The organism is Brachybacterium sp. GU-2 (genome assembly GCF_030866705.2).
Classification (GTDB): Bacteria; Actinomycetota; Actinomycetes; order Actinomycetales; family Dermabacteraceae; genus Brachybacterium; species Brachybacterium conglomeratum.
Genome location: NZ_CP133037.2, coordinates 2363004 through 2383309 on the forward strand (window position 1 = coordinate 2363004; position 20306 = coordinate 2383309).

The 20306-nt window shown below is 71.6% G+C and carries 17 protein-coding genes and 1 pseudogene; 11 read left to right on the forward strand and 7 right to left on the reverse strand.

The genetic code is table 11. The features are described from left to right. Window positions 1–87 precede the first annotated feature (87 nt). From RBL05_RS10785 to RBL05_RS10805, 5 genes are all read right to left on the reverse strand, one after another. Window positions 88–1005, reverse strand: coding sequence for an exodeoxyribonuclease III (locus RBL05_RS10785; protein WP_308739487.1), 918 nt, complete (start codon window positions 1003–1005; stop codon window positions 88–90). 279 nt (window positions 1006–1284) lie between these two features. Beyond that, the gene (locus RBL05_RS10790) at window positions 1285–2355 is read right to left on the reverse strand and encodes an LLM class flavin-dependent oxidoreductase (RefSeq protein ID WP_308739486.1); all 1071 of its coding nucleotides are present in this window, start codon (window positions 2353–2355) and stop codon (window positions 1285–1287) included. Between the two features lie 289 nt (window positions 2356–2644). Beyond that, window positions 2645–3091: a VOC family protein gene (locus RBL05_RS10795; protein WP_308739485.1), complete on the reverse strand. Its 447-nt coding sequence runs from the start codon at window positions 3089–3091 to the stop codon at window positions 2645–2647. Between the two features lie 82 nt (window positions 3092–3173). Then, window positions 3174–3695: a ferritin gene (locus RBL05_RS10800; protein ID WP_308739484.1), complete on the reverse strand. Its 522-nt coding sequence runs from the start codon at window positions 3693–3695 to the stop codon at window positions 3174–3176. A 105-nt stretch (window positions 3696–3800) separates the two neighbouring features. After that, on the reverse strand, window positions 3801–4850 hold the full coding sequence (locus RBL05_RS10805) for a LacI family DNA-binding transcriptional regulator (RefSeq protein WP_263312334.1): 1050 nt from the start codon (window positions 4848–4850) through the stop codon (window positions 3801–3803). A 568-nt stretch (window positions 4851–5418) separates the two neighbouring features. Here RBL05_RS10805 and RBL05_RS10810 point away from each other — a divergent pair. The 11 genes and pseudogenes from RBL05_RS10810 (at window position 5419) to RBL05_RS10860 (ending at window position 18086) form a co-directional block, all read left to right on the forward strand. Continuing rightward, window positions 5419–6447, forward strand: a complete 1029-nt coding sequence (locus RBL05_RS10810) for a carbohydrate ABC transporter permease (protein WP_308739483.1) — start codon at window positions 5419–5421, stop codon at window positions 6445–6447. Continuing rightward, on the forward strand, window positions 6444–7367 hold the full coding sequence (locus RBL05_RS10815) for a carbohydrate ABC transporter permease (RefSeq protein WP_308739482.1): 924 nt from the start codon (window positions 6444–6446) through the stop codon (window positions 7365–7367). The genes RBL05_RS10810 and RBL05_RS10815 overlap by 4 nt, the downstream gene beginning before the upstream one ends. A 172-nt stretch (window positions 7368–7539) precedes the next feature. Then, window positions 7540–8943, forward strand: a complete 1404-nt coding sequence (locus RBL05_RS10820; protein ID WP_308739481.1) for an ABC transporter substrate-binding protein — start codon at window positions 7540–7542, stop codon at window positions 8941–8943. A gap of 185 nt (window positions 8944–9128) precedes the next feature. Continuing rightward, complete coding sequence (locus tag RBL05_RS10825; RefSeq protein WP_308739480.1) at window positions 9129–9896, forward strand: glycerophosphodiester phosphodiesterase; 768 nt, start codon at window positions 9129–9131, stop codon at window positions 9894–9896. Window positions 9897–9956: 60 nt separating this feature from the next. Beyond that, window positions 9957–10685 carry a glycerophosphodiester phosphodiesterase gene (locus tag RBL05_RS10830; RefSeq protein WP_308739479.1) on the forward strand — a complete coding sequence of 243 codons (729 nt, stop codon included), beginning with the start codon at window positions 9957–9959 and terminating at the stop codon, window positions 10683–10685. 149 nt (window positions 10686–10834) lie between these two features. After that, the gene (locus tag RBL05_RS10835; protein WP_263311162.1) at window positions 10835–11758 is read left to right on the forward strand and encodes an NADP-dependent oxidoreductase; all 924 of its coding nucleotides are present in this window, start codon (window positions 10835–10837) and stop codon (window positions 11756–11758) included. A gap of 97 nt (window positions 11759–11855) precedes the next feature. Beyond that, window positions 11856–12419: an O-acetyl-ADP-ribose deacetylase gene (locus RBL05_RS10840; protein WP_308739478.1), complete on the forward strand. Its 564-nt coding sequence runs from the start codon at window positions 11856–11858 to the stop codon at window positions 12417–12419. A gap of 158 nt (window positions 12420–12577) precedes the next feature. After that, on the forward strand, window positions 12578–13921 hold the full coding sequence (gene gdhA / locus RBL05_RS10845; protein ID WP_308739477.1) for an NADP-specific glutamate dehydrogenase: 1344 nt from the start codon (window positions 12578–12580) through the stop codon (window positions 13919–13921). A 209-nt stretch (window positions 13922–14130) separates the two neighbouring features. Then, window positions 14131–15003: pseudogene (locus RBL05_RS10850) on the forward strand (IS3 family transposase); the annotation flags it as partial. A gap of 49 nt (window positions 15004–15052) precedes the next feature. Further along, on the forward strand, window positions 15053–16270 hold the full coding sequence (locus RBL05_RS10855) for a hypothetical protein (protein ID WP_308739476.1): 1218 nt from the start codon (window positions 15053–15055) through the stop codon (window positions 16268–16270). Window positions 16271–16673: 403 nt separating this feature from the next. Then, on the forward strand, window positions 16674–18086 hold the full coding sequence (locus RBL05_RS10860; RefSeq protein ID WP_308739475.1) for a WD40 repeat domain-containing protein: 1413 nt from the start codon (window positions 16674–16676) through the stop codon (window positions 18084–18086). Window positions 18087–18251: 165 nt separating this feature from the next. Here RBL05_RS10860 and RBL05_RS10865 read toward each other — a convergent pair whose 3' ends face one another. Then, window positions 18252–19040, reverse strand: coding sequence for a fructosamine kinase family protein (locus RBL05_RS10865; protein WP_308739474.1), 789 nt, complete (start codon window positions 19038–19040; stop codon window positions 18252–18254). Between the two features lie 91 nt (window positions 19041–19131). After that, on the reverse strand, window positions 19132–20283 hold the full coding sequence (locus RBL05_RS10870; RefSeq protein WP_308739473.1) for a phosphotransferase family protein: 1152 nt from the start codon (window positions 20281–20283) through the stop codon (window positions 19132–19134). Window positions 20284–20306: the final 23 nt, after the last annotated feature.

Genomic DNA, 20306 nt, shown 5'->3' on the forward strand with positions numbered 1-20306 from the left:
TCGTGGCGGGCCCGCGGGGCCCGGCCCGTCGGCCGACGGACGGCCTGCGGGCGGCGGCGTGCGTTTCCGTCCTGACCGGGTGCAGGGTCAGCCCAGCTCGTAGTCGACGACGACGGGGGAGTGGTCCGACAGGCGCGTGCCCTCGTGCTCCCGGTCCACGGCCGCGCGCACCGCCGAACGCGCCAGGCGCGGCGTGGCCAGGTGGTAGTCGATCCGCCAGCCGGCGTCGTTCGCGAAGGACTGCCCGAGCCAGGACCACCACGAGTAGGGGCCGTCCTCGTCGGGGTGCAGGCGGCGCACCACGTCCACGAGCGTGCGCGGGGAGAGCTGCTGTCCGAGCCACTCCCGCTCCTCGGGCAGGAATCCGTCGGTCTGCTGGTTGCGGCGCCAGGCGGCGAGGTCCTGCCGGGTGTGGGCGATGTTCAGGTCGCCCATCAGCAGGAACTCTCGCCCCGCGGCCGCGGCGGCACGGCGCGTGCGGGTCAGGTAGCGGGCGAAGCCGTCCATGAACTGCATCTTCCGCGCGTACTTCGCACCGCCGTCGGGCGCCTCCCGCATCCGCTCGGGCCGCTGCAGGTGCGCGGGCAGCCCGCCCTTGGGCAGGTAGAGGCAGGCGATCGTGACCGGAGTGTCCGCGAGGTCCACCTCGAGGTAGCGACCCTCGGCGACGAAGCGCGAGAGTCCGCGGGCGAGCGGCACCCGGTCCTCGGCGGGGATCGGGGTGAGCGCCTCGTCGGGCGCGCCGAGCAGCGCCGCCCCGGACCAGGTGCGCACCGCCGCGGGCGGCCGACGGGTCAGCACCGCGACCCCGTTCCGACCCGGCAGCGTCCCGGTCTCCAGGGCGACGTGGAAGTCGCCGAAGGCCCCCTCGGGCAGCTTCGACGCCTGTGCCCGCACCTCCTGCAGCGCGACCACGTCGCAGCCGCGCGCGGCGAGCCAGTCGCCGAAGCCCCGACGATGGGCGGCGCGGATCCCGTTGACGTTGGCCGAGGCGATGCGGAGCATCCCCGCAGGCTACGCGGTGCCGTGCCGCCTCGGGCTCGTCGTCGCAGGATGGTCTGCGCGGGCGTTATACGGCACGTCGTGGCGATATCGCCATTGCGTGCCGTATAGCGCCGGTACGTGCTGGGGCCGCCCGGCCGCTCGTCCGCCGGGGCCGCCCGTCCGCCGGGGCCGCTCGTCCGCCGCGGCCGCTCGTCCGCCGGGGCCGCCCGTCCGCCGGGGCCGCTCGTCCGCCGGGTCCGCCCGTCCGCGCCGAGTCTGCTCGGTCGCCGGACCGTCGCCTCAGGCGGTGACGGGGTCGCCGACGACGGGGCCCTCGGTGTTCGGCTTCCAGCCGAGCGCCGGCGCGACGTGCGTCGCGAAGTTCTCGAGGATCTCGAGGTTCAGGTCGACCCCGGCCTGGCTCGGGATCGTCAGCAGCAGGGTGTCGGCGGACATCACGGCGGCGTCGGCCTTCAGCTCCTCGATCAGCCGGTCGGGCTCGCCCACGTAGGTGCGGCCGAAGGTGGAGCGGGTCCCGTCGATGATCCCGATCTGGTCGCCGCCGCTGCCGCCGCCGGAGCCGAACAGCACCCGGTCGCGGTCCGAGAGGATCGGGAAGACGCTGCGGGAGACGGAGACGCGCGGGACGTGGGTGTGCCCGGCCTCGCGGAACGCCTCGCGGAAGACGTCGATCTGCTCGGCCTGGAGGTCGCCGAAGGCCGAGCCGTTCGCCTCGGTGAGCAGGGTCGAGCTCATCATGTTCAGGCCCTGCTGCCCGGTGCGCTCGGCGGTCGCTCGGGAGCCGGAGCCCCACCAGATGTGGCGGATGAGCTCCTCGGACTGCGGCTCGATCGCGAGCGGGGCGTGCGGGGCGGCATCGGACATGTAGGGCTGCGCCGCCGCACGGGTCATCGGGTGGCCCTGGATGGCCTGCAGGAAGGTCTCGAACTTCGCCGCGGCGATGTCCGCGCCGCGCGGGTCGGTCGAGCCGGTGTAGCCGAAGGACTCCCAGCCGCGGTCCGCCGCCTCGGGCGCGCCGCGGGAGATGCCGAGCGCCACCCGCCCGTCGGCGATGTGGTCGAGGGCCGCGGCCTCCTCGGCGAGGTAGAGCGGGTTCTCGTAGCGCATGTCGATCACGCCCGTTCCCACCTCGATCCGCTGCGTGCGCGCGGCGACCGCCGACAGCAGCGGCATCGGTGCGGCGGACTGGCGGGCGTAGTGGTGGACGCGGAAGTAGGCGCCGTTCACGCCGAGCTCGTCGGCGCCGACCGAGATGTCGATCGCGTCGTGGAGCATCTGGCGGGCGGTGATCCCGCCCTGGGCGGGGTTGCCGCCGTAGTGGCCGAAGCTGAGGAATCCGAAGGCACGCATGGCCGCACCCTATCAACTAGTTGAAAACAGAACCAGCGGTGAGGGAAGGGGGCCGCCATGACCGTGAGCGCCCCGAGAAGGCTCTCGTGCTGGCCGACTCCTCCGCCTGGCACGACTGGCTCCTCGCGCACGAGGGCCGTGGCGACGGCGAATGGCTCCTGCGCGCGCTGAGGGGGCACCGCGAGGTGCCGACGCGCATCGTGCCCGGCGCGCCCGCGGGGCGCCGCGACCGTCGTGCGGCCGCGAGGGGCGCTCGCCTTCGAGTCGAGCGCCCGACGACGCCCTGCGATCAGCTCTGCGTCGAGCTGCCGCCCACGACCAGCGCGAACATCACGCCGAAGCGGTCGACGACCTGGCCGTAGTGGTCGCCCCAGGGTGCGAGCTCGAAGGGCATCGCGACCTTCCCGCCGCCCTCGGCGATCCGTGCGAACAGGGACTTCGCCGACTCCACGTCCTCGAGCCCGATGAGGAAGGAGTAGACGTCCGAGCCCAGCGGCGGCAGCTCGTCACCGGGCCCGCCGATCGCGTCGCCGCCCGAGACGGTGAAGAGGCCGCCGGTGAGGGTGGCGTGGGCGACCGCGCCGCGAGGCGGGGTGAAGGGGAAGCCCGAGAGATCCGGGATCTCGTCGTAGGTCATCATCTCCAGCTCGCCGCCGAACAGCTCCTGCCAGTGGGTGAGGACCTCCTGGCCATTGCCGGGGAAGGCGATGTAGGGCGAGTTCTGCGGCTGCGGCATCCTGACCTCCGGGTTCGTCGGCGGGCGGCGACGTCGCGGCCCGGGGCGTCAGTCTTCCACGCCCCGGGCCGCGAGGGGAGGCTCAGTCCTCGTGGGCCTCGGTGGACTCGGTGGGACGGGCGCCGAGCTCGGCGTCCAGGCGCAGCAGGCCGGAGCCGTCCTCGCCGATCAGCTTCACGCGCCCGATGATCTCGGAGACGGTGGCCTCCTCCTCGATCTGTTCGTCGACGAACCAGTTCAGCAGCGGGCGGGAGTCGTAGTCGCCCTCCTTGTCAGCGCTGCGGTAGAGCTCGCGGATCGCCTCGGAGACCTTCTCCTCGTGGGCGAGGGCGGCCTCGAAGATCTCCAGCACCGAGAGGCCGGGCTTCACACCGGGCTCGGAGAGGGCGCCGATCGCGGCGTGGTTGCCGCGGTCCGAGACGTGCTGGATGAACTTGTTGGCGTGGACGATCTCCTCGTCGGCCTGGTGGCGCAGCCACGCGGCGATGCCGGGGAGGTCCTGCTCATCGGCCTCGATGGCGAGCTGGCGGTAGGTGATCGATGCGGCGAACTCCAGGGTGATCTGGTCCTGGAACTTCTTCTCGAGATCGTTGCTCATCTTCATGAGGGCGACGGTAGTCCTCCGACCGGTCGTTGTCACCCCTGGCAAGCCTTCCCTGACCTGCAGTGATGTACTTCGGGCAGGCTTTCCTGACCGTGCGCGGCCAGCTCAGCTCCGCAGGTGAGCGGGCACGGGTCCGAGGGTGGGTCCGGGCACGAGCTCCCCCTCGACGAGCGTGTGCTGCGCGGGCGGCGGGGCGACGGCGAGCGGGCCCTCGGGGTCGTCCTGCGCGGCGACGAGCAGCTCCTCCATCCGCTCGACCGCCCGGGCGGCGACCTCCTCGACGGGCAGGCGCACCGTCGCGAGCCCCACCAGGTCCAGGCCGTCGCCGAGCCCGTCGAAGCCGAGGGTGCTGACGTCCTCGGGGATGCGCACGCCCCGCTCGGCGGCGGCTCGCAGCAGGTCGAGGGCGACGTAGTCCACGGGGCAGACGATGCAGCTCGCGCGCTCCTCGCGCGCGGTGTCCAGGGCGCGCACCACGCCCTGCTCCACCGGCAGCAGGTCCACGGGGAGGGTAGCGATGCCGAGCTCCGCGCACCGCTCCACCAGGCTGCGGATCCGCAGGTCGAACACGCGCGAGTAGAGCAGCGGCGCGGTGAGCACGACGACCCGTCGGTGCCCGTGCACGGCGATCTCGTCGGCGACCGCGCGGCCGTGGGCGCGCTCGTCGTAGCTGATGGACTCGATGCGGGGGTGGTCGTTGGGGCGGCCGACGATCATCAGCGGCACCGAGGTCACGGTCTCCACGAGGTCCTCGGCGGCGGTCACGCCGGTGCCGACGAACACCCCGGCGACGCGCTGACCGAGCAGGCGCCGCAGCCCGGCCACCTCGGCGGTGCCGTAGTCGTGGCGGGAGGCGGTCACGGAGATGAGGGTGCGCCCCGCGCGCTCGACCGCCCGGTTCGTCTCGGAGAGCAGATGCCCGTAGGCGGGGTTCGTGCTGTCGCGGATCAGCAGGCCCAGCTGGCGTCCGTGGCGCATGGCGAGTCCGCTGGCGACGAGGTTGTGCACGTAGCCCAGGCGCGTGGCGGCCTCGTGCACGGCGATGAGGGTGTCGGGGGAGACCCGCTCCCCGTCGTTCTGGAAGACCCGCGAGACCGTGGAGCGGGAGACTCCGGCCGCGCGGGCGACGTCCTCCATGGTGGGCTGGCGCGGCATGGCGGCTCCTCCCGGTCCCGAATGCCTCGGGGTGCTGCACGAGCGCTCCGGTGCGCGTCGCGTCGGCGGCTGGTCCGGGGCAGGATAGCCCGGCCGGAAAGGCGCCGCGGACCGCCCAGGTGACCTGCAGGTGAAGACCGGGGGAAGGGGGCCGGAGCGCGACCGGGCCGACGGCGAACAATCGGCACCGGGACGATGAACTTCCGGTGGACGCGCGGCGGACCGACGGTGCTCAGGAGTACCCGGAGACCGGATGAGCACGGCATGGGAGCGCTCCCACCTGCAAGGTCAGGCGCTGTTCACGGTCGGTTCACCGAGCTCGACGGCTCCTTGGCGGATCGTCCCGCACCTTCCTACGGTGGCCTCGTCGAGGACGCCGGCGCCCGCCCCCGTGGTCGCAGGGATCCTCGATGTGCCCGCTCCCGGATCCCGGTCCTGCGCAGCGGGCGAGGCGGACCCGCGGGTCCGCCGACGGCCGCCCGCCCTGGGCAGGGCGCGTCCGTCGCGCAGCCCGTCGTCCCCCGACAGCCCTCCGGGCCGTCCCGACCAGGAAGCTGGGAGCGCTCCCATGACAACCCCCGTCCGCACCCACGGCCCGGACCGCACGGCCGCCGCCGCTGCCGGTGAGTCGCCGAGCGAGGCGACCACCGAGTCCGCGCCCGCCGGCGCGACCCCCGCCGCGCAGCGGCCCGCCCGTCGGCGCTCCCCCCAGCGCCGCCGCCGCGCCCGTCGCGACGCGCTGCTCTTCCTCGCGCTGATCGCCCCGAACTTCCTCGCGATCATCGTCTTCTCGTACTACCCGGCGCTGTACAACATCGGGCTGAGCTTCTTCGAGTGGGACTTCGTCGAGCCCGTCCCCGAGTGGGTGGGCGCGCAGAACTACGTCGACCTGTTCACCTCGGCGAGCTTCGGCCAGGTCCTGATGAACACGCTGATCTTCACCGGGGTCAGCGTGATCGGCTCCCTCGTGCTCGGCCTGCTGCTGGGCAGCCTGCTGGCCACGAAGGTCCCGTTCACGGGCTTCGCGCAGACCATGGCGTTCGCGCCGCACATGCTGCCCGGCGCCGCCGTCGGCATCCTGTGGCTGTTCATGTTCGACCCGAACTACGGCCTCTCCCGCTGGGCGTTCTCGCTGTTCGGCGCGGACTCCCCGGCGTGGACCACGACATCGGACTGGTCGCTGTGGTCGATCACCATCGCCTACACCTGGCAGCGCCTCGGCTTCGTCACGGTCATCTGCTACACCGCGATCCTCGACCTGCCGAAGGACCTCTACGAGGCCGCGGCCCTCGACGGCGCGCACGGCTGGAAGCTCTTCCGCCACCTGACCCTGCCGCTGCTGAGCCCGATCACGTTCTTCCTCTCGATCACAGGCATCATCTCCGCCGCACAGGCCTTCGACATCATCTCGATCATGACCGACGGCGGCCCCGGGACCTCTTCCAGCACGCTGAGCTGGATGGTCTACGAGGAGGCCTTCCAGAAGTTCGACATCGGCAGCGCCTCGGCCGCCGCGACCGTGCTGCTCGCGATCCTCCTGGTCATCACCTACGTGCAGGTCCGCTACGGCGAGAAGAAGGTGAACTACGACTCATGAGCACCCTGAGCTCCGCCCCCTCCGCCCAGCTCCCCGACGGGACGGCCGCCCCCGCGGGCACCTCCGTGCCGCGCAACACCGGCCGACGCCGCGGCCCCCGCCGTCGACCCTGGGTCACCGCGCTGCTGATCGCCGGCGTCCTCGCCACGATCGCGGTATTCCTGGTGCCGCTGTACTGGCTGTTCTCCTCGGCCCTGAAGCCGCACCAGGACATCTACAGCTGGCCGCTGCAGTGGATCCCCACCGAGCTGACGTTCTCGAACTTCGTCGGCGCCTGGGAGGCCGCGGCGTTCGACCGCTTCTTCCTGAACTCGATCATCACCACCGGCGTCGGCACCGTGCTCGAGATCGTGCTCGCGATCCTGTGCGCCTACGCCTTCGTGTTCGTCGAGTTCCGGTTCAAGAAGATCGTGTTCGGCCTGATCGTCGCCTCGCTGATGCTGCCGGGCCACGTGACGCTGATCGTCAACTACATCACCGTGGCGAACCTCGGCTGGCTGAACACCTACGCCGGGATCATCCTGCCCGGCATCGCCAGCGCCTTCGCGATGTTCCTGATCTACCAGCACATGCGCATGATCGACAAGGACATCCTGCAGGCCGCGGAGATCGACGGCGCCGGCCACATCCGCCGCATGCTCACCATCGTGGTGCCGCTGTCGAGCCCCATGATCCTCACCGCCACCCTGATCGTCATGGTCGGGAAGTGGAACGAGTACGTGTGGCCGCTGATCGTCACCTCGACCGAGGACATGCGCACCCTCCCCATCGGGCTGCTGTTCCTGCGCAGCCAGGAGGGCTACAGCAACTGGGGCGTGATCATGGCCGGCGCCGTGTTCGTCTCCCTGCCGATGCTGATCCTCTTCTTCCTCGCCCAGAAGCGCATCATCGGCGGCCTCGCCGCCGGCGCCATGAAGTGAGGCCGACGGGACGGCTCCGCGCCGTCTAGACCGTCCCGGGCCACTCCGGCCCGACCCCCGAACCCGCCGGACCGGGCGCACGAGCGCCCGGCCCCGGTCCCGCACGACCCGACGACCCCACCCGACCGCACCGGAGCCCTCCGGTCCGGCCCGTCTCCAAGGAGCGATGCACATGTCCCGCAGCCCGCTGAACCTCTCCCGCCGCACGATGATGGCGGCCCTCGGCCTGGGTGCCGGCGCCGCCGGCCTCGCCGCCTGCGGCGCCCCGAACGGCGGGGGCGGCGGTGGTGACTCCGAGAGCAACATCCGTGACGGCTTCTCGCAGGCCGATCTCACCGTCCCCTCCGAGTACGAGGGCCGCACCCCGATCCTGTTCTGGGCGCCCTTCACCGGCGTGAACTACGAGGTCCTCGCCAAGCAGTTCGCGGCCTTCAACGAGTCCCAGGACGAGATCGTCGCGATCGCCGAGTCCGTCGGCGGCTACGCCGACCTCAACCAGAAGTTCACCGCGGCCCTCCAGGCCCGCACCGTCCCGGACATCGTCTGCTTCCCCGAGATGCAGTGGCTCCAGTTCCACAACTCCGACGCGCTCGCCCCGCTGGACAGCTACTTCGACGACGAGTGGAACCTCGACGTCTACATCGACAACTACGTCGCCGAGGGCAAGGCCGCCGGCGAGACCTTCGTGGTGCCCTTCGCCCGCTCCACCCCGCTCTTCTACTACAACAAGACCCGCTACATCGAGGCGGGCCTGCCCGAGGAGGGCCCCGAGACCTGGGAGGACCTCGCCGAGTTCGCGCCCGAGCTGGCGAAGATCGAGGTCGAGGGCCGCCCGCTGGCGGCGCTCGCGGTCGGGGCCGACGACGCCTGGCACGCGCAGGCCGACATCTGGGGCTTCGGCGGCGCGAACGCGAACGAGGACTTCGCGGTCACGATCAACGAGGACGCCGGCGTGGAGTGGCTGGAGTGGCAGCGCAAGTTCATCCACGAGGACAAGTTCGGCTACATGGCGCAGGCCGCCGGGACCGACTTCGCCTCCGGCATCACCGCCGGGATGCGCGGCTCGACCGCCGGGCTGACCGGCACCACCGCCGCCACCGAGGGCGTCTTCGAGGTGGGCACCGCGTTCATGCTCTCCAAGGAGGGCCAGGAGAAGCAGGTCCCGACCGGCGGCTCCGGCCTCTCGATCGTGCGCAGCGACTCCCAGGACCGCCAGGACGCCTGCGCCGAGCTGTTCCGCTTCCTCGCCCAGCCGGAGAAGTCCGCCGAGTGGCATGCGGGCACCGGCTACGTCCCGATCGTGAAGGCCGCGGCCGACACCCAGACGGTCAAGGACCTCGTCGCGGAGAACCCCAACTACGGCGTCGCGCTCGCCCAGCTCGAGAACGCCCGCACCGCGGACTACACCAACTGGGACCAGGGCTCCGTCACCGAGATCGGCGCCGCGCAGGCGCAGGTCTACGGCGACGGCGCCGATCCGAAGAAGGTGCTCGACGCGCTCGCGACCACCCTCCAGGAGACCCTCGACGACAACCGCGAGGACTACGAGGCCGTCGAGTTCGAGGGCTGGAACTGAGCCCCCGGACCTGAGCGGGCCCCGGCCGCCGCGGCGGCCGGGACCCCGCCCTCCCGGGGCGGGTCGTGCCGGCCCGCCCCGAGGCCACCCGGCCCGCACGACCCGTCGGCCCACCCGGCCGCCTGCACGCGACGGCCCCCGGCCGTTCGCCCGGCCGACCATCCCACCCAGGAGAACCACCCCTCATGACCCCCACGCAGCCCGCCCTCGTCGGACACCGGGGCGCCGCCGCCCTCGACCCCGAGAACACCGTGCGCTCCTTCCGGCGCGGCGTCGCCGAGGGCTCGACGCTGCTCGAGTGCGACGTCCACCTCAGCGCCGACGGCCAGGACGTGATCCTCCACGACGCGACCCTGGACCGCACCGCGCAGGCCGATTCTCCGCTGCGCACCGGCGCGGTCGCCGACCTGCCCCGTGCCCAGCTGGACCGTGTGCTGGTGGGGGAGGGCGAGCACATCCCGACCCTTTCCGAGGTGCTCGAGGCGGCGGTGCGCGAGGACGGCACCCGGGTGCCGCTGCTGGTGGAGATCAAGGCGCCGGGCGCCGTGGAGCGGGTGCTCGAGATCCTCGCCGAGGAGTTCGGCGACGGCGGCGCGGAGGCCTGGACGGATCCGACGGCCGCCCCGGCGGTGCTGCTGTCCTTCCATGAGGAGCCGCTGCGCCGTGCGCAGGAGGTCGCGCCGTGGATCCCGCGGATGCGCACCACGACCGCGACCAGCCCCGAGTGGTGGGACTCGTGCCGAGAGCTCGGCGTCGTCCACGTCGGCGTGCGGATCGCCGACGCCCGCCAGGCGGACGTCGAGCGTGCGGCCGAGCTGGGCGCGGCACTGAACCTGTGGACCGCACGCACCGAGGAGGAGCTCGAGCGGGCCCTCGAGCTCGGCTGCGACACCCTCACCGTCGACGACCCGGTCTGGGCGGCGGCGCTGATCGCGAAGCCGCTCCCGGCCTGAGCGGGGCAGACTGTCCCCATCGACCGCCTCCGCTCGTCCCTCTCCTCCGACAGGAGCACCATGACCCCGCAGCATCCCGCCCGTCCCGCGATCGTCGGCCACCGCGGTGCCAGCGCGCACGCCCCCGAGAACTCGCTCGCCGCGTTCCGCCGCGCGATCGAGGACGGCGCCCAGCTGCTCGAGTGCGACGTCCATCTCAGCGCCGACGACGAGGTGATCGTCATGCACGACGAGACCATCGATCGCACCGCCGCGGCGGACTCGCCCCTGCGCAGCGGCGCGATCGGCGACCTGACCCGCGGCGAGCTCGACACGGTGCTGCTCGAGGAGGGGGAGAAGGTCCCCTCGCTCGCCGAGCTGCTGGAGACGACCACCGTGCCCCTGTTCATCGAGGTCAAGGTCGCCGGTGCCGGCGAGGCAGTGGCCGCGCAGCTCGCCGCGCTCCCGGAGGACTCCCCGGCGAAGGCCTCGACCGTCATCTCCTTCCATGCCGAGGCGCTCGAGACGATCCGTCGGGGCAGCCCTGCCACACCGGTCTCGTATCTCGTCGAGCAGATCACCGAGCAGACGATCCGGACCGCGAAGGACCTCGGCGCCGCGGGGATCGGCCCGGCGATCGACGGGCTCGCCCTCCGCGCCGCCCGCGCCGCGCACGAGGCCGGTCTGCGCCTGAACCCGTGGACCGTGAACAGCGCCGCGCAGCTCGAGGTGGCCCTCGCCTGCGGCGTCGACACGATCACCACCGACGACCCGGCCTGGGTGCAGCGCGAGCTCGATGTGCGGAGCTGACGTCCGGGGCGCCTCCTGCGCCGCCCCGGCCTCGCCGCCCGAGGCATCGCCGAGCCCGGCAGCCTAATGGAGCTCCTGCGGCCGGTGGAGGTCGTGATCGCGCGCGTCCCGCGGGAATACGGGGAGGGCGCCGCGCGTTGCACACCCGCATGAAGGCCATCACCTACAGTAGCTACGGGGGCCCCGAGGTCCTCACCCTCTCCGAGCTCGAGGACCCGAAGGTCGGCCCTGGCGAGATCCTGGTCGACGTACGCGCCGCGGGAGTGAATCCCGTCGATTGGAAGGTCCTCTCCGGCGGCCTCGACCCGCTGATGACCACCATCTTCCCCGTGATCCCCGGCTGGGACGTCGCGGGCGTCGTCACGGCGGTGGGCCTGGACGTCCCGGAGTTCTCCGTCGGCGACGAGGTCATGGCCTACGCCCGCAAGGACTGGGTCCAGGCCGGCTCCTTCGCCGAGAAGATGATGGTCCCGGTGCGCGCCGCCGCTCGCAAGCCCGACTCCCTCTCCTTCGCCCAGGCCGGCGCGCTGCCTCTCGCCGGCCTCACCGCCTACCAGTCCCTGCACCGTCTCGGCCTCACCGCCGGGCAGACGGTGCTGGTCCACGGCGCGAACGGCGGCGTGGGCTCCTTCGCCGTGCAGATCGCCGCCGCGGCCGGCGCCCGCGTGATCGGCACCGCCTCCGAGCGCAGTCACGAGCGGATCCGCGGCCTCGGCGCCGAGCCGGTGACCTACGGGGACGGGCTCGAGGAGCGGGTCCGCGCAATGGCCCCCGGGGGCGCCGACCTCGTCGTGGACTACGTGGGCGGCGTGCTCGAGCAGACCCTCGCCGTGCTCGCCCCCGGCGGTCGCCACGCCTCGATCGCCGACGACTCCGTCGCCGAGGCGGGCGGCGCCTACCTGTGGGTGCGGCCCGACGCCGGGGACCTCGCCGCGCTCGCCGAGCTGGTCGAGGCCGGCTCGCTGCGCGTCGACGTCGAGCGCACCTTCGACCTCGCCGACGCCGCCGATGCGTTCCGCGCGAGCATGGAGGGGCACACGAGCGGGAAGATCGTGGTGACCGTCGGGGAGTGAGGTATCCGCGGCGGGCCGTCGCGGGCGCGGGCGGATCGCGGGACTCGATGACTCCCTCGCCGGCATTGCCGAGCCCGACACGCTGAGGAGGAATGCCATGACGACCGTCGACGGATCCTCGCTGATCAGCCTGCGTCGCGGCGACATCACCCAGGTGGACGACGTCGACGCGATCGTCAACGCCGCGAACTCCACCCTGCTCGGCGGCGGCGGGGTTGACGGCGCGATCCACCGCGCCGCCGGCCCCGGCCTGCTCGCCGAATGCCGCACCCTGGGCGGCTGCGAGACCGGGGACGCGAAGCTCACCGGCGGGCACGACCTGCCTGTCCCGTACGTCCTGCACACTGTCGGCCCCATCTGGTCCGCCCGCGCCGACGAGGCCGGTCGCGCCCGCCGCGACGCCGAGCTCGCCTCCTGCTACCGACGCTGCCTCGAGGTCGCGCACGAGCACGATCTGCACCGTCTCGCCTTCCCCTCGATCTCCACCGGCGCCTACCGCTTCCCCCTCGACCGCGCCGCGCGCATCGCGATCGCGAGCCTGCGCGAGAGGGCGGCGCGGCTCGGCGGGCGCTGGGAGCTGCGCCTGGTGCTCTTCGACGACGAGACCCTCGCCGCCTACGAGAGGGCCCTCGAGGGTCGTCGCGACGACGCTCGGCTGTGACCCCCGTCTCGCCGATGCATGGCGAGACAGGCACGTGCATGTTCACTCACTGAACGTCCCGTGACCGCCCGACTCCGTACGCGTACGCTGTCCCCGCTCCGCCCTCCGACCCCGAGGGCCCCGCGACATCGGGCCTCCGGGCCCCTGAAAGGACTGCGATGCTCGACTCGACGCTCCAGGACACCTTCGACCGCGTGCTTCGCCGCAACCCCGGCGAGCCCGAGTTCCACCAGGCCGTCCGGGAGGTGTTCGAGTCCCTCGAGGTCGTGCAGTCCCGGCACCCCGAGTACCAGGACCACGAGATCCTGATGCGGCTGTGCGAGCCCGAGCGCCAGATCATCTTCCGCGTCCCGTGGGTCGATGACGAGGGTGTCGTGCAGGTCAACCGTGGCTTCCGCGTCGAGTACAACTCCGCGCTCGGCCCGTACAAGGGCGGTCTGCGCTTCCACCCGAGCGTCAACCTCGGCATCGTGAAGTTCCTCGGCTTCGAGCAGATCTTCAAGAACTCCCTGACCGGTCTGCCCATCGGCGGCGGCAAGGGCGGCTCGGACTTCGATCCGCACGGCCGCTCCGACGGCGAGGTCATGCGCTTCTGCCAGTCCTTCATGACCGAGCTGCACCGCCACATGGGCGAGTACACCGACGTCCCCGCCGGCGACATCGGCGTGGGCGCCCGCGAGATCGGCTACCTCTTCGGTCAGTACAAGCGCCTGACCAACAAGTACGAGGCGGGTGTGCTCACGGGCAAGGGCCTGGACTGGGGCGGCTCTCTCGTGCGCAAGGAGGCCACCGGCTACGGCGCGGCCATCTTCGCCGACGAGATGCTCAAGGCCCGCGGGAAGTCCTTCGAGGGCCGTCGCGTCGCCGTCTCCGGTTCCGGCAACGTCGCGCTCTACGCGATCGAGAAGTCCCGCCAGCTCGGCGGCATCCCCATCACCGCCTCCGACTCCTCCGGCTACGTCGTGGACGAGAACGGCATCGACCTCGAGCTGCTCCAGCAGATCAAGGAGGTCGAGCGCGGTCGCATCCACGAGTATGCCGACCGTCGCGGCGAGGGCGCCCGCTTCGTCAAGGGCGGCGGCGTCTGGGACGTCCCGGCCGACATCGCCCTGCCCAGCGCCACCCAGAACGAGCTCGACGCGGACGCCGCTCGGACCCTCGTGAAGAACGGCGTGCTCGCCGTCTCCGAGGGCGCGAACATGCCCTGCACCCCCGAGGCCGTCACCGTGTTCCGCGAGGCCGAGGTCGCCTTCGGCCCCGGCAAGGCCGCGAACGCCGGCGGCGTCGCGACCAGCGCGCTCGAGATGCAGCAGAATGCGAGCCGCGATGCGTGGAGCTTCGAGCACACCGAGGAGCGCCTCACGCAGATCATGAAGAACATCCACACCACCTGCCTCGAGACTGCCGAGGACATGGGTCGCCCCGGCGACTACGTGCTCGGCGCGAACGTCGCCGGCTTCCGCAAGGTGGCCGATGCGATGATCGCCTTCGGCGTGATCTGAGCCCCGCCGGGCCTGGCCCCACGGAGGCTCCTGCCCGCCGGGCAGAGTTGGGAGCCGATACCTGGTGGTCCGTCGGAGCCGCCTTGCACATCGATGGAGCGCCGGCGACCGCGGTCGCCGGCGCTCGGTCGATGCCGCCTTGGCGACCGACGGGTGTCGACGCTGTTTTCCGGCGTTTCCATCACCGTCGTCGTGATGCGGCCTCCTAGCGGTCTTGGAAGCAGCCGGCCCGCATCGCTGAGCGCACCATCACAGATGCCCTGGTCGAGGACAAGATCCGCGACCTCGCCTGGAGGGCCAACCCCGTCACCGGGAAGGTTCAGATGACGCCCGAGGGCCTGTATGGACGTCGGAAGTGGGTCGCGCTGCTCCGCCGCCGGGAAGGCCTCGCGAGCACGTCCCGCGGGGCGGTGGACCGGGCGATGCGGACCCTCGGCCTCGAAGATCTCCGGCGGGCGAAGAAGCTGCGCACCACCCCGAAGCCTGATGGGAAACGGGCGGGTGACCTGCTCAATCGCGACTCCACGGCCCCGGCTCCGAACCTGGTCTGGGTCACCGATTTCACTTACGTGCGCACCTGGGCTCGGTTCGTGTACGTCGCGTTCGTCGTCGACGTGTTCGCTCAGCGGATCGTGGACCGGCACGCGTCCTCGAGCATGCGCAGCGATCTCGTCATGACGCCACTGCGGATCGCGCTGTGGCAGCGGGAACGCGAGGGAAACCAGGTATCACCAGGCTCTTTGGTGGCGCACAGCGATGCCGGATCGCAGTACCCGTCGATCCGGTGCACCGAGCACCTCGCCCTCGAGGGCATCGCTTCGTCGATCGGCACCGTCGGCGATGCCTTCGACAACGCCCTCATGAAGAGTGTCAACGGCCTGTTCACGACCGAGTGCATCCGCACCACCGTCTTCCACGCCGGGCCGTTCCGGACCCTCTCAGACGTCGAGTTCGCGACTGCCGGCTGGGTCGACTGGTACAACAACCGACGCCGCCACGGCTCCCTCGAGATGCTCACCCCGATAGAGTTCGAGACGCTGCACAACGAGGCCCTCACCCGAGAGCCCGCACCCACGAAGTAGCGGCAGAGAACCCGGGACGATTCACTGACAACGCGGAAGGAGTCGACTTTTGACGACTCACAAGAGTGAACCCATCGGGACGACGCAAAGCCCGACGGGGGAGGTAGTGGTCGGAGTGGTGGCCGATCCGGTCGCCACCGCCCTGACCGTCGCGAAGCATCTCGAACGGGAACTGCCTGGCCTACTCGCCGAGCAGCTCTCTGACGGTCCCTGGAGAGTGGAGGTGCACCGAGAGAGGCTGCCTCCCAGTGACGAGAAGCGGTACGAGATGATGGACCTGGCAGCCGAGCGTAAGCGGGAACATGGCTGGGACCTCGCGGTATGCGTGACCGACCTCCCACTGATGATCGACCGGCGCCCCGTCGTCGCTGACGCCGACCACACTCGGAACGTGGCGGTGGTTTCACTGCCGGCCTTCGGGGCCATGCGCCTGCGAAGGCGAGTTTCAGAGGTGGTGACACAGCTCATTGGGGACATGCGCGGCGGGACCATTCCGGAGGACGGGTCCCAGGCGCATCGGCGGTCACGGGTCCCGGCTCTGGGCGGCGCCTTCGAGCGGACGACCCCAGACCAAGACGGGGTCGACGTCAGTATCTTCGCGAACCGCGGGCGTCTGCGGCTGCTCGTGGGAATGGTCCGGGATAATCGTCCGTGGCGGCTGGTCTCCGGTCTCCGAGGGGCGTTGGTGGGAGCGTTCGCGTTCAGCGCGTTCTATCTGTTGAACACCACGCTGTGGGAACTAGCACTCACCATGGCTGCGTGGCAGCTGGTCGCCGTCGTCGTCGCCTCAATTGCGGTGATGATCACTTGGCTCATCGTCTATCACCGCCTCTGGGAACGAGCCAAAGATCTGCCGCCGCAGGAACGTGAGCGAACGGCGCTGTTCAACGCGTCGACTGTCTTGACCCTCGCTATTGGGCTGACGTGCGGCTATGCGGGGCTGTTCGTCCTGAACCTGACTGCCGCGCTGATCGTTTTCACTCCGGAGGTGTTCAGCCAGTACGCCGGAGACGAATACGGACTGGGCGAGTATCTCCTGGTGACCCTGTTCGCGACCGCTGCTGCGACGATCGCGGGTGCGATTGGGTCTGGCTTCGAAAGTGAAGAGTCGGTGCACGAGGCCGCCTATAGCTACCGGGAGCGTGCACGGCGCGAGGCGCGGCGCCGCTCACGCAGCGCAGAGAACAATAACAGCGCGGTCCACGACGCGGCGCAGAACGACGACACATCTCGTGCAGAGGACTCCGATGCAGGCCCGGACCACTGAGGAGGCAATAGGTCGGCGGTGGATGGTGGGGCTGAAGCTCTTGGCGTACGTAAGCCCTGCCCGAATGAATGCCCGCTGAGGGATCCGTCAACGAGCTACTACTTTCGTTTTTGGTACGACATAGAAGCGATCACCATAGCCATAGGGACTGACGCACGTGTAGGTGTCACATGATCTGTGGCGCTGGCGGTGCCGATGCAGGGGCGTGAGGCCTCGGCGCACTGAGTCCCGGGGTGGAGTCGGGTCGGAGGTCCAGGGCCGGAGCGGACGGGCGGGCAGGTCGCCGAGCTCGCGACCACGGGGTGACGCCCGGCTCTGGGTGGCCCGCGCCATCCGTCCCCAATTGCGAAAGATTCTCATTCGCTGGTAGCTTCCTGGCATGCACCTGATGAGAAGCATTGTCATGAAGCGGCGCGCTGCCGCCCTCCTCGGCGCGGGCGTGCTCGCGCTCGCCGCCTGCGGCTCGGGCGTCGACGGGGGAGCCTCCGACGGCGGCGGTGACGACACCGGCGCGACCGAGGCCCCGTCCTCGGACCGCACCGAGGTCGGCGCGCTCAGCCCCCGGATCGTCCTGGCCCATGAGGGCGGCGTCGTCACCCTCGACTCGGCCGACGGCTCCGTGCTGAACGAGACCCCCGTCGAGGGCTACGTGCGGCTGAACCCGGCCGGCGACGGTCGCCACGTCGCGGTCAGCGCGTCCGACGCCGTGACCATGTACGACACCGGCCTGCTCGCCCAGGGGCACGGCGACCACTTCCACTACTACGTCCAGGACCCGGCGCTCACCGACTTCTCCGTCGAGGCGCCGATGCCCGGCCACGTCGTCTCTCACGGCGACCGCACTGCGATCTTCGCCGACGGCAGCGGCGAGATCACCCTGTTCGACCCGACCGCCCTCGACGAGGGCGAGCTCGGCGTGCTCGAGGAGACCGCGACCGAGGACCCGCACCATGGCGTCGCCGTGCCGTTGTCCGACGACGGGCTGCTCACCACACAGGGCACCGAGGATGCGCGCAGCACCGTGCAGGTTCTCGACTCCGACGGGAAGGTCGTCGCCGAGACCGACGACTGCCCCGGCGTGCACGGCGAGGCCGCCGCGCAGCCCACCGAGTCCGGCAACGTGATCTCGCTGGGCTGCGAGAACGGCTCGGTGATCTACCGCGACGGCGAGTTCCACAAGGTCGCGATCGACGGCGACTACCAGCGCTCCGGCAACCAGAAGGGCCACGAGGACTCCCCGATCGTGCTCGCGGACCACAAGGTCGAGGCCGAGCCCGCCGGCGGCATCGAGCGCCCCACCGAGATCGCGCTGATCGACACGCGCGACGCGACCCAGCAGCTCATCGACCTCGGTTCCACGTACTGGTTCCGCAGCCTCGACCGCGGCCCCGACGGCGAGGCGCTCGTGCTCACCTACGACGGGGAGCTGAACATCCTGGACCCCGAGAGCGGCGAGATCCTCCACGAGGTCCCCGTGACCGGTGAGTGGGAGGAGGGCGAGAACTGGCAGGAGGCCGGCCCGATGCTCTCGGTCGCCGACGGCACCGCCTTCGTCGTCGACCCCGAGGCGAAGAAGCTCAGCATGGTCGACGTCGCCAGCGGCGAGGTCTACCGTGAGCTCGACCTGCCCGTCGTCCCGCACGAGATCCAGGTGACCACCGGCACCGCCTCCGGCGAGTACGAGGTCTCCCCGGGCGCGAGCGAGTCGAAGGGCGAGGAGGGCCATGAGGGCCACGACCACGCCGACGAGGGCCACGACCACGGCGCCAGCGATGCCGGGGGCGCCGAGGAGGGTCACGAGGGCCACGACCACTGAGCCCACGCCGCTGAACCGCGACCACCGGGCCGGGGGCGATGCCCCGGACCACCACCGATACGTGGCCCTGCGCTGGAACGACGACTCATTCCGGCACAGGGCCACGTTTCGATCGCGTGGTGAGGTGCTCCGCCCGGCAAGCGGGTCAGGACTCTTCCTCGCCGCTCAGAACCCCAGCTCGTCCGCCCGGGCGATGATCGCCCCGGCGGTGGAGATCGCCTGGTCCACGTACGCCTCGCCGAAGAGGTGCACGTGGGCGAGCAGGCCGAAGAAGAGGTGCGCGGGCAGGTCCTGCTCCCAGTCGCCGGGCAGCGGGTGCTCCTCGGTGTAACCCTCGAAGATCTCCTCGAGGTGCGGGGCGTCGAAGAGGGAGAGCATCGCGAGGTCCTCGAGGCGGTGGCCGCCGTGCGCGGAGGGGTCGATAAGGGTCACCCCGTCGGCCGTCCACATAAGGTTCCCGGACCACAGGTCGCCGTGCACGCGGCTCGGCTCCTCCGTGCCCTGGCCGCTGATGCCGTCGTAGGCGCCGTCGGCGATCACGTCGATCGCCTCGTCGACGGTGTCGTGCCCGTCGGCGCCGAGGCTGCGGGTGACCTTGTCGGCCAGGGGGCGCAGGCGCTCCTCGGCCCAGTACACCGCGAACTCCTCCTCGACGCGGGTCGAGACGGGGAAGGGGTTCTCCGGCGGGCCGAAGAAGGCGGGGTCGGCGGGGGACCAGCCGAAGCCGGGCGCGCCGGCGTCGTGCAGGCGGGCGAGGCGTCGGCCGAACTCGCGGGCCGCCTCGGGGGTCGGGCCGACGGGCTCCAGGCGTGCCAGGCGCAGGGAGTCCTTCTCCTCCTCGAGCACCTCGACCACGGGGACGGCACCGGGCTCGGCGAGCCAGCGCAGGCCCGCGGCCTCGGCCGCGATGTGCCCCTTGGGGGCGTTCGGTGCGTTCTTCACGAAGTCGCTCATGGGCCCACCGTAAGCAGAGGGTGACGTGATCGCGCCACTGTGCAGGTGGGCGATGTGGTGGGGAGGACAGCCGCAGGGCGCGGCGGGCGGCTCAGCCGTCCAGGCCGAGCTCCGCGGCGAGGGTGCTCTGCAGCACCGGCAGCACCTGGCGGTGGGAGGCGCGGGTCGCGGCGCGCGAGGCGACGTGCACGAGCATCGCGGTGCGCTCGTAGGCGGTCCACGCCCGCATCCGCTCGCGCAGCGCACCGACGTCGGCGATCCCCGCGGGCACCTCGCCGAGCTCGCCGCGCGCCCGCACGTACTCGTCGACGAAGGCCGTCACCTGCTCCTCCGCGAGCGGCACGTACCAGGGCCCGCCGTGCACGGGTCCGCCGATGATCGCGAGATCGCGGGCGGGGTCGTCGCCCTGCGCCCACTCGTAGTCGATGTACTGCACGCGCGGCAGGCCGGTCGACGGGTCGATGCCGTCCCACAGGATGTTCGTCGAGCACAGGTCGCCGTGGCAGAGCGCGAAGCCGTCCAGCTGCGCGATCTGGTCCTCGATGCCGGCGATGCGGGCGAGCGCCGCCTCGAGGAAGGGCTCGAGCCCGTGCTCGGCGAGCAGCGCGCCGTGCCGGGCGCGCCAGGACTCGACCTCGGCCTCCACCTCGGGCAGCAGCGCCTGGGGGCCGACGGGGACCGCCGCCCACGGGTCCTCCCCGAAGCTCACCGGCCCGCGGCCCGGGGCGGGCACGGCGTGGAGGCGGGCGAGGAGCCGGGCATGGGAGCGCAGGTGCGCGCCCGTCCAGGCCTCGGGCGCGGCGGCCACGCCCGGGATCTCGGTGGTGACGACGCAGGGGTGGCCGAGCGGGCTGGTCGCGGCGTCGTCGTGCACGGCGATCGGAGCGGGGCCGGCCTCCGGCGGGATCAGGGTCAGCGCCGCAATCTCGTGGCCCAGGTCCTGGTGCAGCTCCTCGGGAGCGACATGCGCGATCCGCACGATGACCGGCGCGTTCTCCTGCGGGGTCACGCGCCAGGCGGCGAAGCGCTCGCCCACCCCGGCCAGCGACACCCGCGCCTGGCCCGAGAGGGAGGGAGGCAGGGCGGACCTGTGCAGGCCGGGCAGGCGCAGGGGAGTGGCGTCGTCCTCCCCGAGCGGGAGCACGAGCGCGCCGCGCCGCCACGCCTCCACGATCCGCTCGCCCATCGCGGGCGAGGCAGGGTCCAGCGGCGCCGGGGTGCCGGTGCGCGGGTCCGGGATCATGTCCGCTCCTCTCCGAGGGGTGG

What these genes read in the sequence shown, in the direction of transcription:
- RBL05_RS10790 (WP_308739486.1), bottom strand. Translation starts at nt 2,355, where the DNA reads ATGCGTGCCTTCGGATTCCTCAGCTTCGGCCACTACGGCGGCAACCCC.
- RBL05_RS10815 (WP_308739482.1), top strand. Translation starts at nt 6,444, where the DNA reads ATGAGCACCCTGAGCTCCGCCCCCTCCGCCCAGCTCCCCGACGGGACG.
- RBL05_RS10870 (WP_308739473.1), bottom strand. Translation starts at nt 20,283, where the DNA reads ATGATCCCGGACCCGCGCACCGGCACCCCGGCGCCGCTGGACCCTGCC.
- RBL05_RS10820 (WP_308739481.1), top strand. Translation starts at nt 7,540, where the DNA reads ATGTCCCGCAGCCCGCTGAACCTCTCCCGCCGCACGATGATGGCGGCC.
- RBL05_RS10860 (WP_308739475.1), top strand. Translation starts at nt 16,674, where the DNA reads ATGAAGCGGCGCGCTGCCGCCCTCCTCGGCGCGGGCGTGCTCGCGCTC.
- RBL05_RS10830 (WP_308739479.1), top strand. Translation starts at nt 9,957, where the DNA reads ATGACCCCGCAGCATCCCGCCCGTCCCGCGATCGTCGGCCACCGCGGT.
- RBL05_RS10785 (WP_308739487.1), bottom strand. Translation starts at nt 1,005, where the DNA reads ATGCTCCGCATCGCCTCGGCCAACGTCAACGGGATCCGCGCCGCCCAT.
- RBL05_RS10835 (WP_263311162.1), top strand. Translation starts at nt 10,835, where the DNA reads ATGAAGGCCATCACCTACAGTAGCTACGGGGGCCCCGAGGTCCTCACC.
- RBL05_RS10795 (WP_308739485.1), bottom strand. Translation starts at nt 3,091, where the DNA reads ATGCCGCAGCCGCAGAACTCGCCCTACATCGCCTTCCCCGGCAATGGC.
- RBL05_RS10865 (WP_308739474.1), bottom strand. Translation starts at nt 19,040, where the DNA reads ATGAGCGACTTCGTGAAGAACGCACCGAACGCCCCCAAGGGGCACATC.
- RBL05_RS10800 (WP_308739484.1), bottom strand. Translation starts at nt 3,695, where the DNA reads ATGAAGATGAGCAACGATCTCGAGAAGAAGTTCCAGGACCAGATCACC.
- RBL05_RS10810 (WP_308739483.1), top strand. Translation starts at nt 5,419, where the DNA reads ATGACAACCCCCGTCCGCACCCACGGCCCGGACCGCACGGCCGCCGCC.
- RBL05_RS10805 (WP_263312334.1), bottom strand. Translation starts at nt 4,850, where the DNA reads ATGCCGCGCCAGCCCACCATGGAGGACGTCGCCCGCGCGGCCGGAGTC.
- gdhA (WP_308739477.1), top strand. Translation starts at nt 12,578, where the DNA reads ATGCTCGACTCGACGCTCCAGGACACCTTCGACCGCGTGCTTCGCCGC.
- RBL05_RS10840 (WP_308739478.1), top strand. Translation starts at nt 11,856, where the DNA reads ATGACGACCGTCGACGGATCCTCGCTGATCAGCCTGCGTCGCGGCGAC.
- RBL05_RS10825 (WP_308739480.1), top strand. Translation starts at nt 9,129, where the DNA reads ATGACCCCCACGCAGCCCGCCCTCGTCGGACACCGGGGCGCCGCCGCC.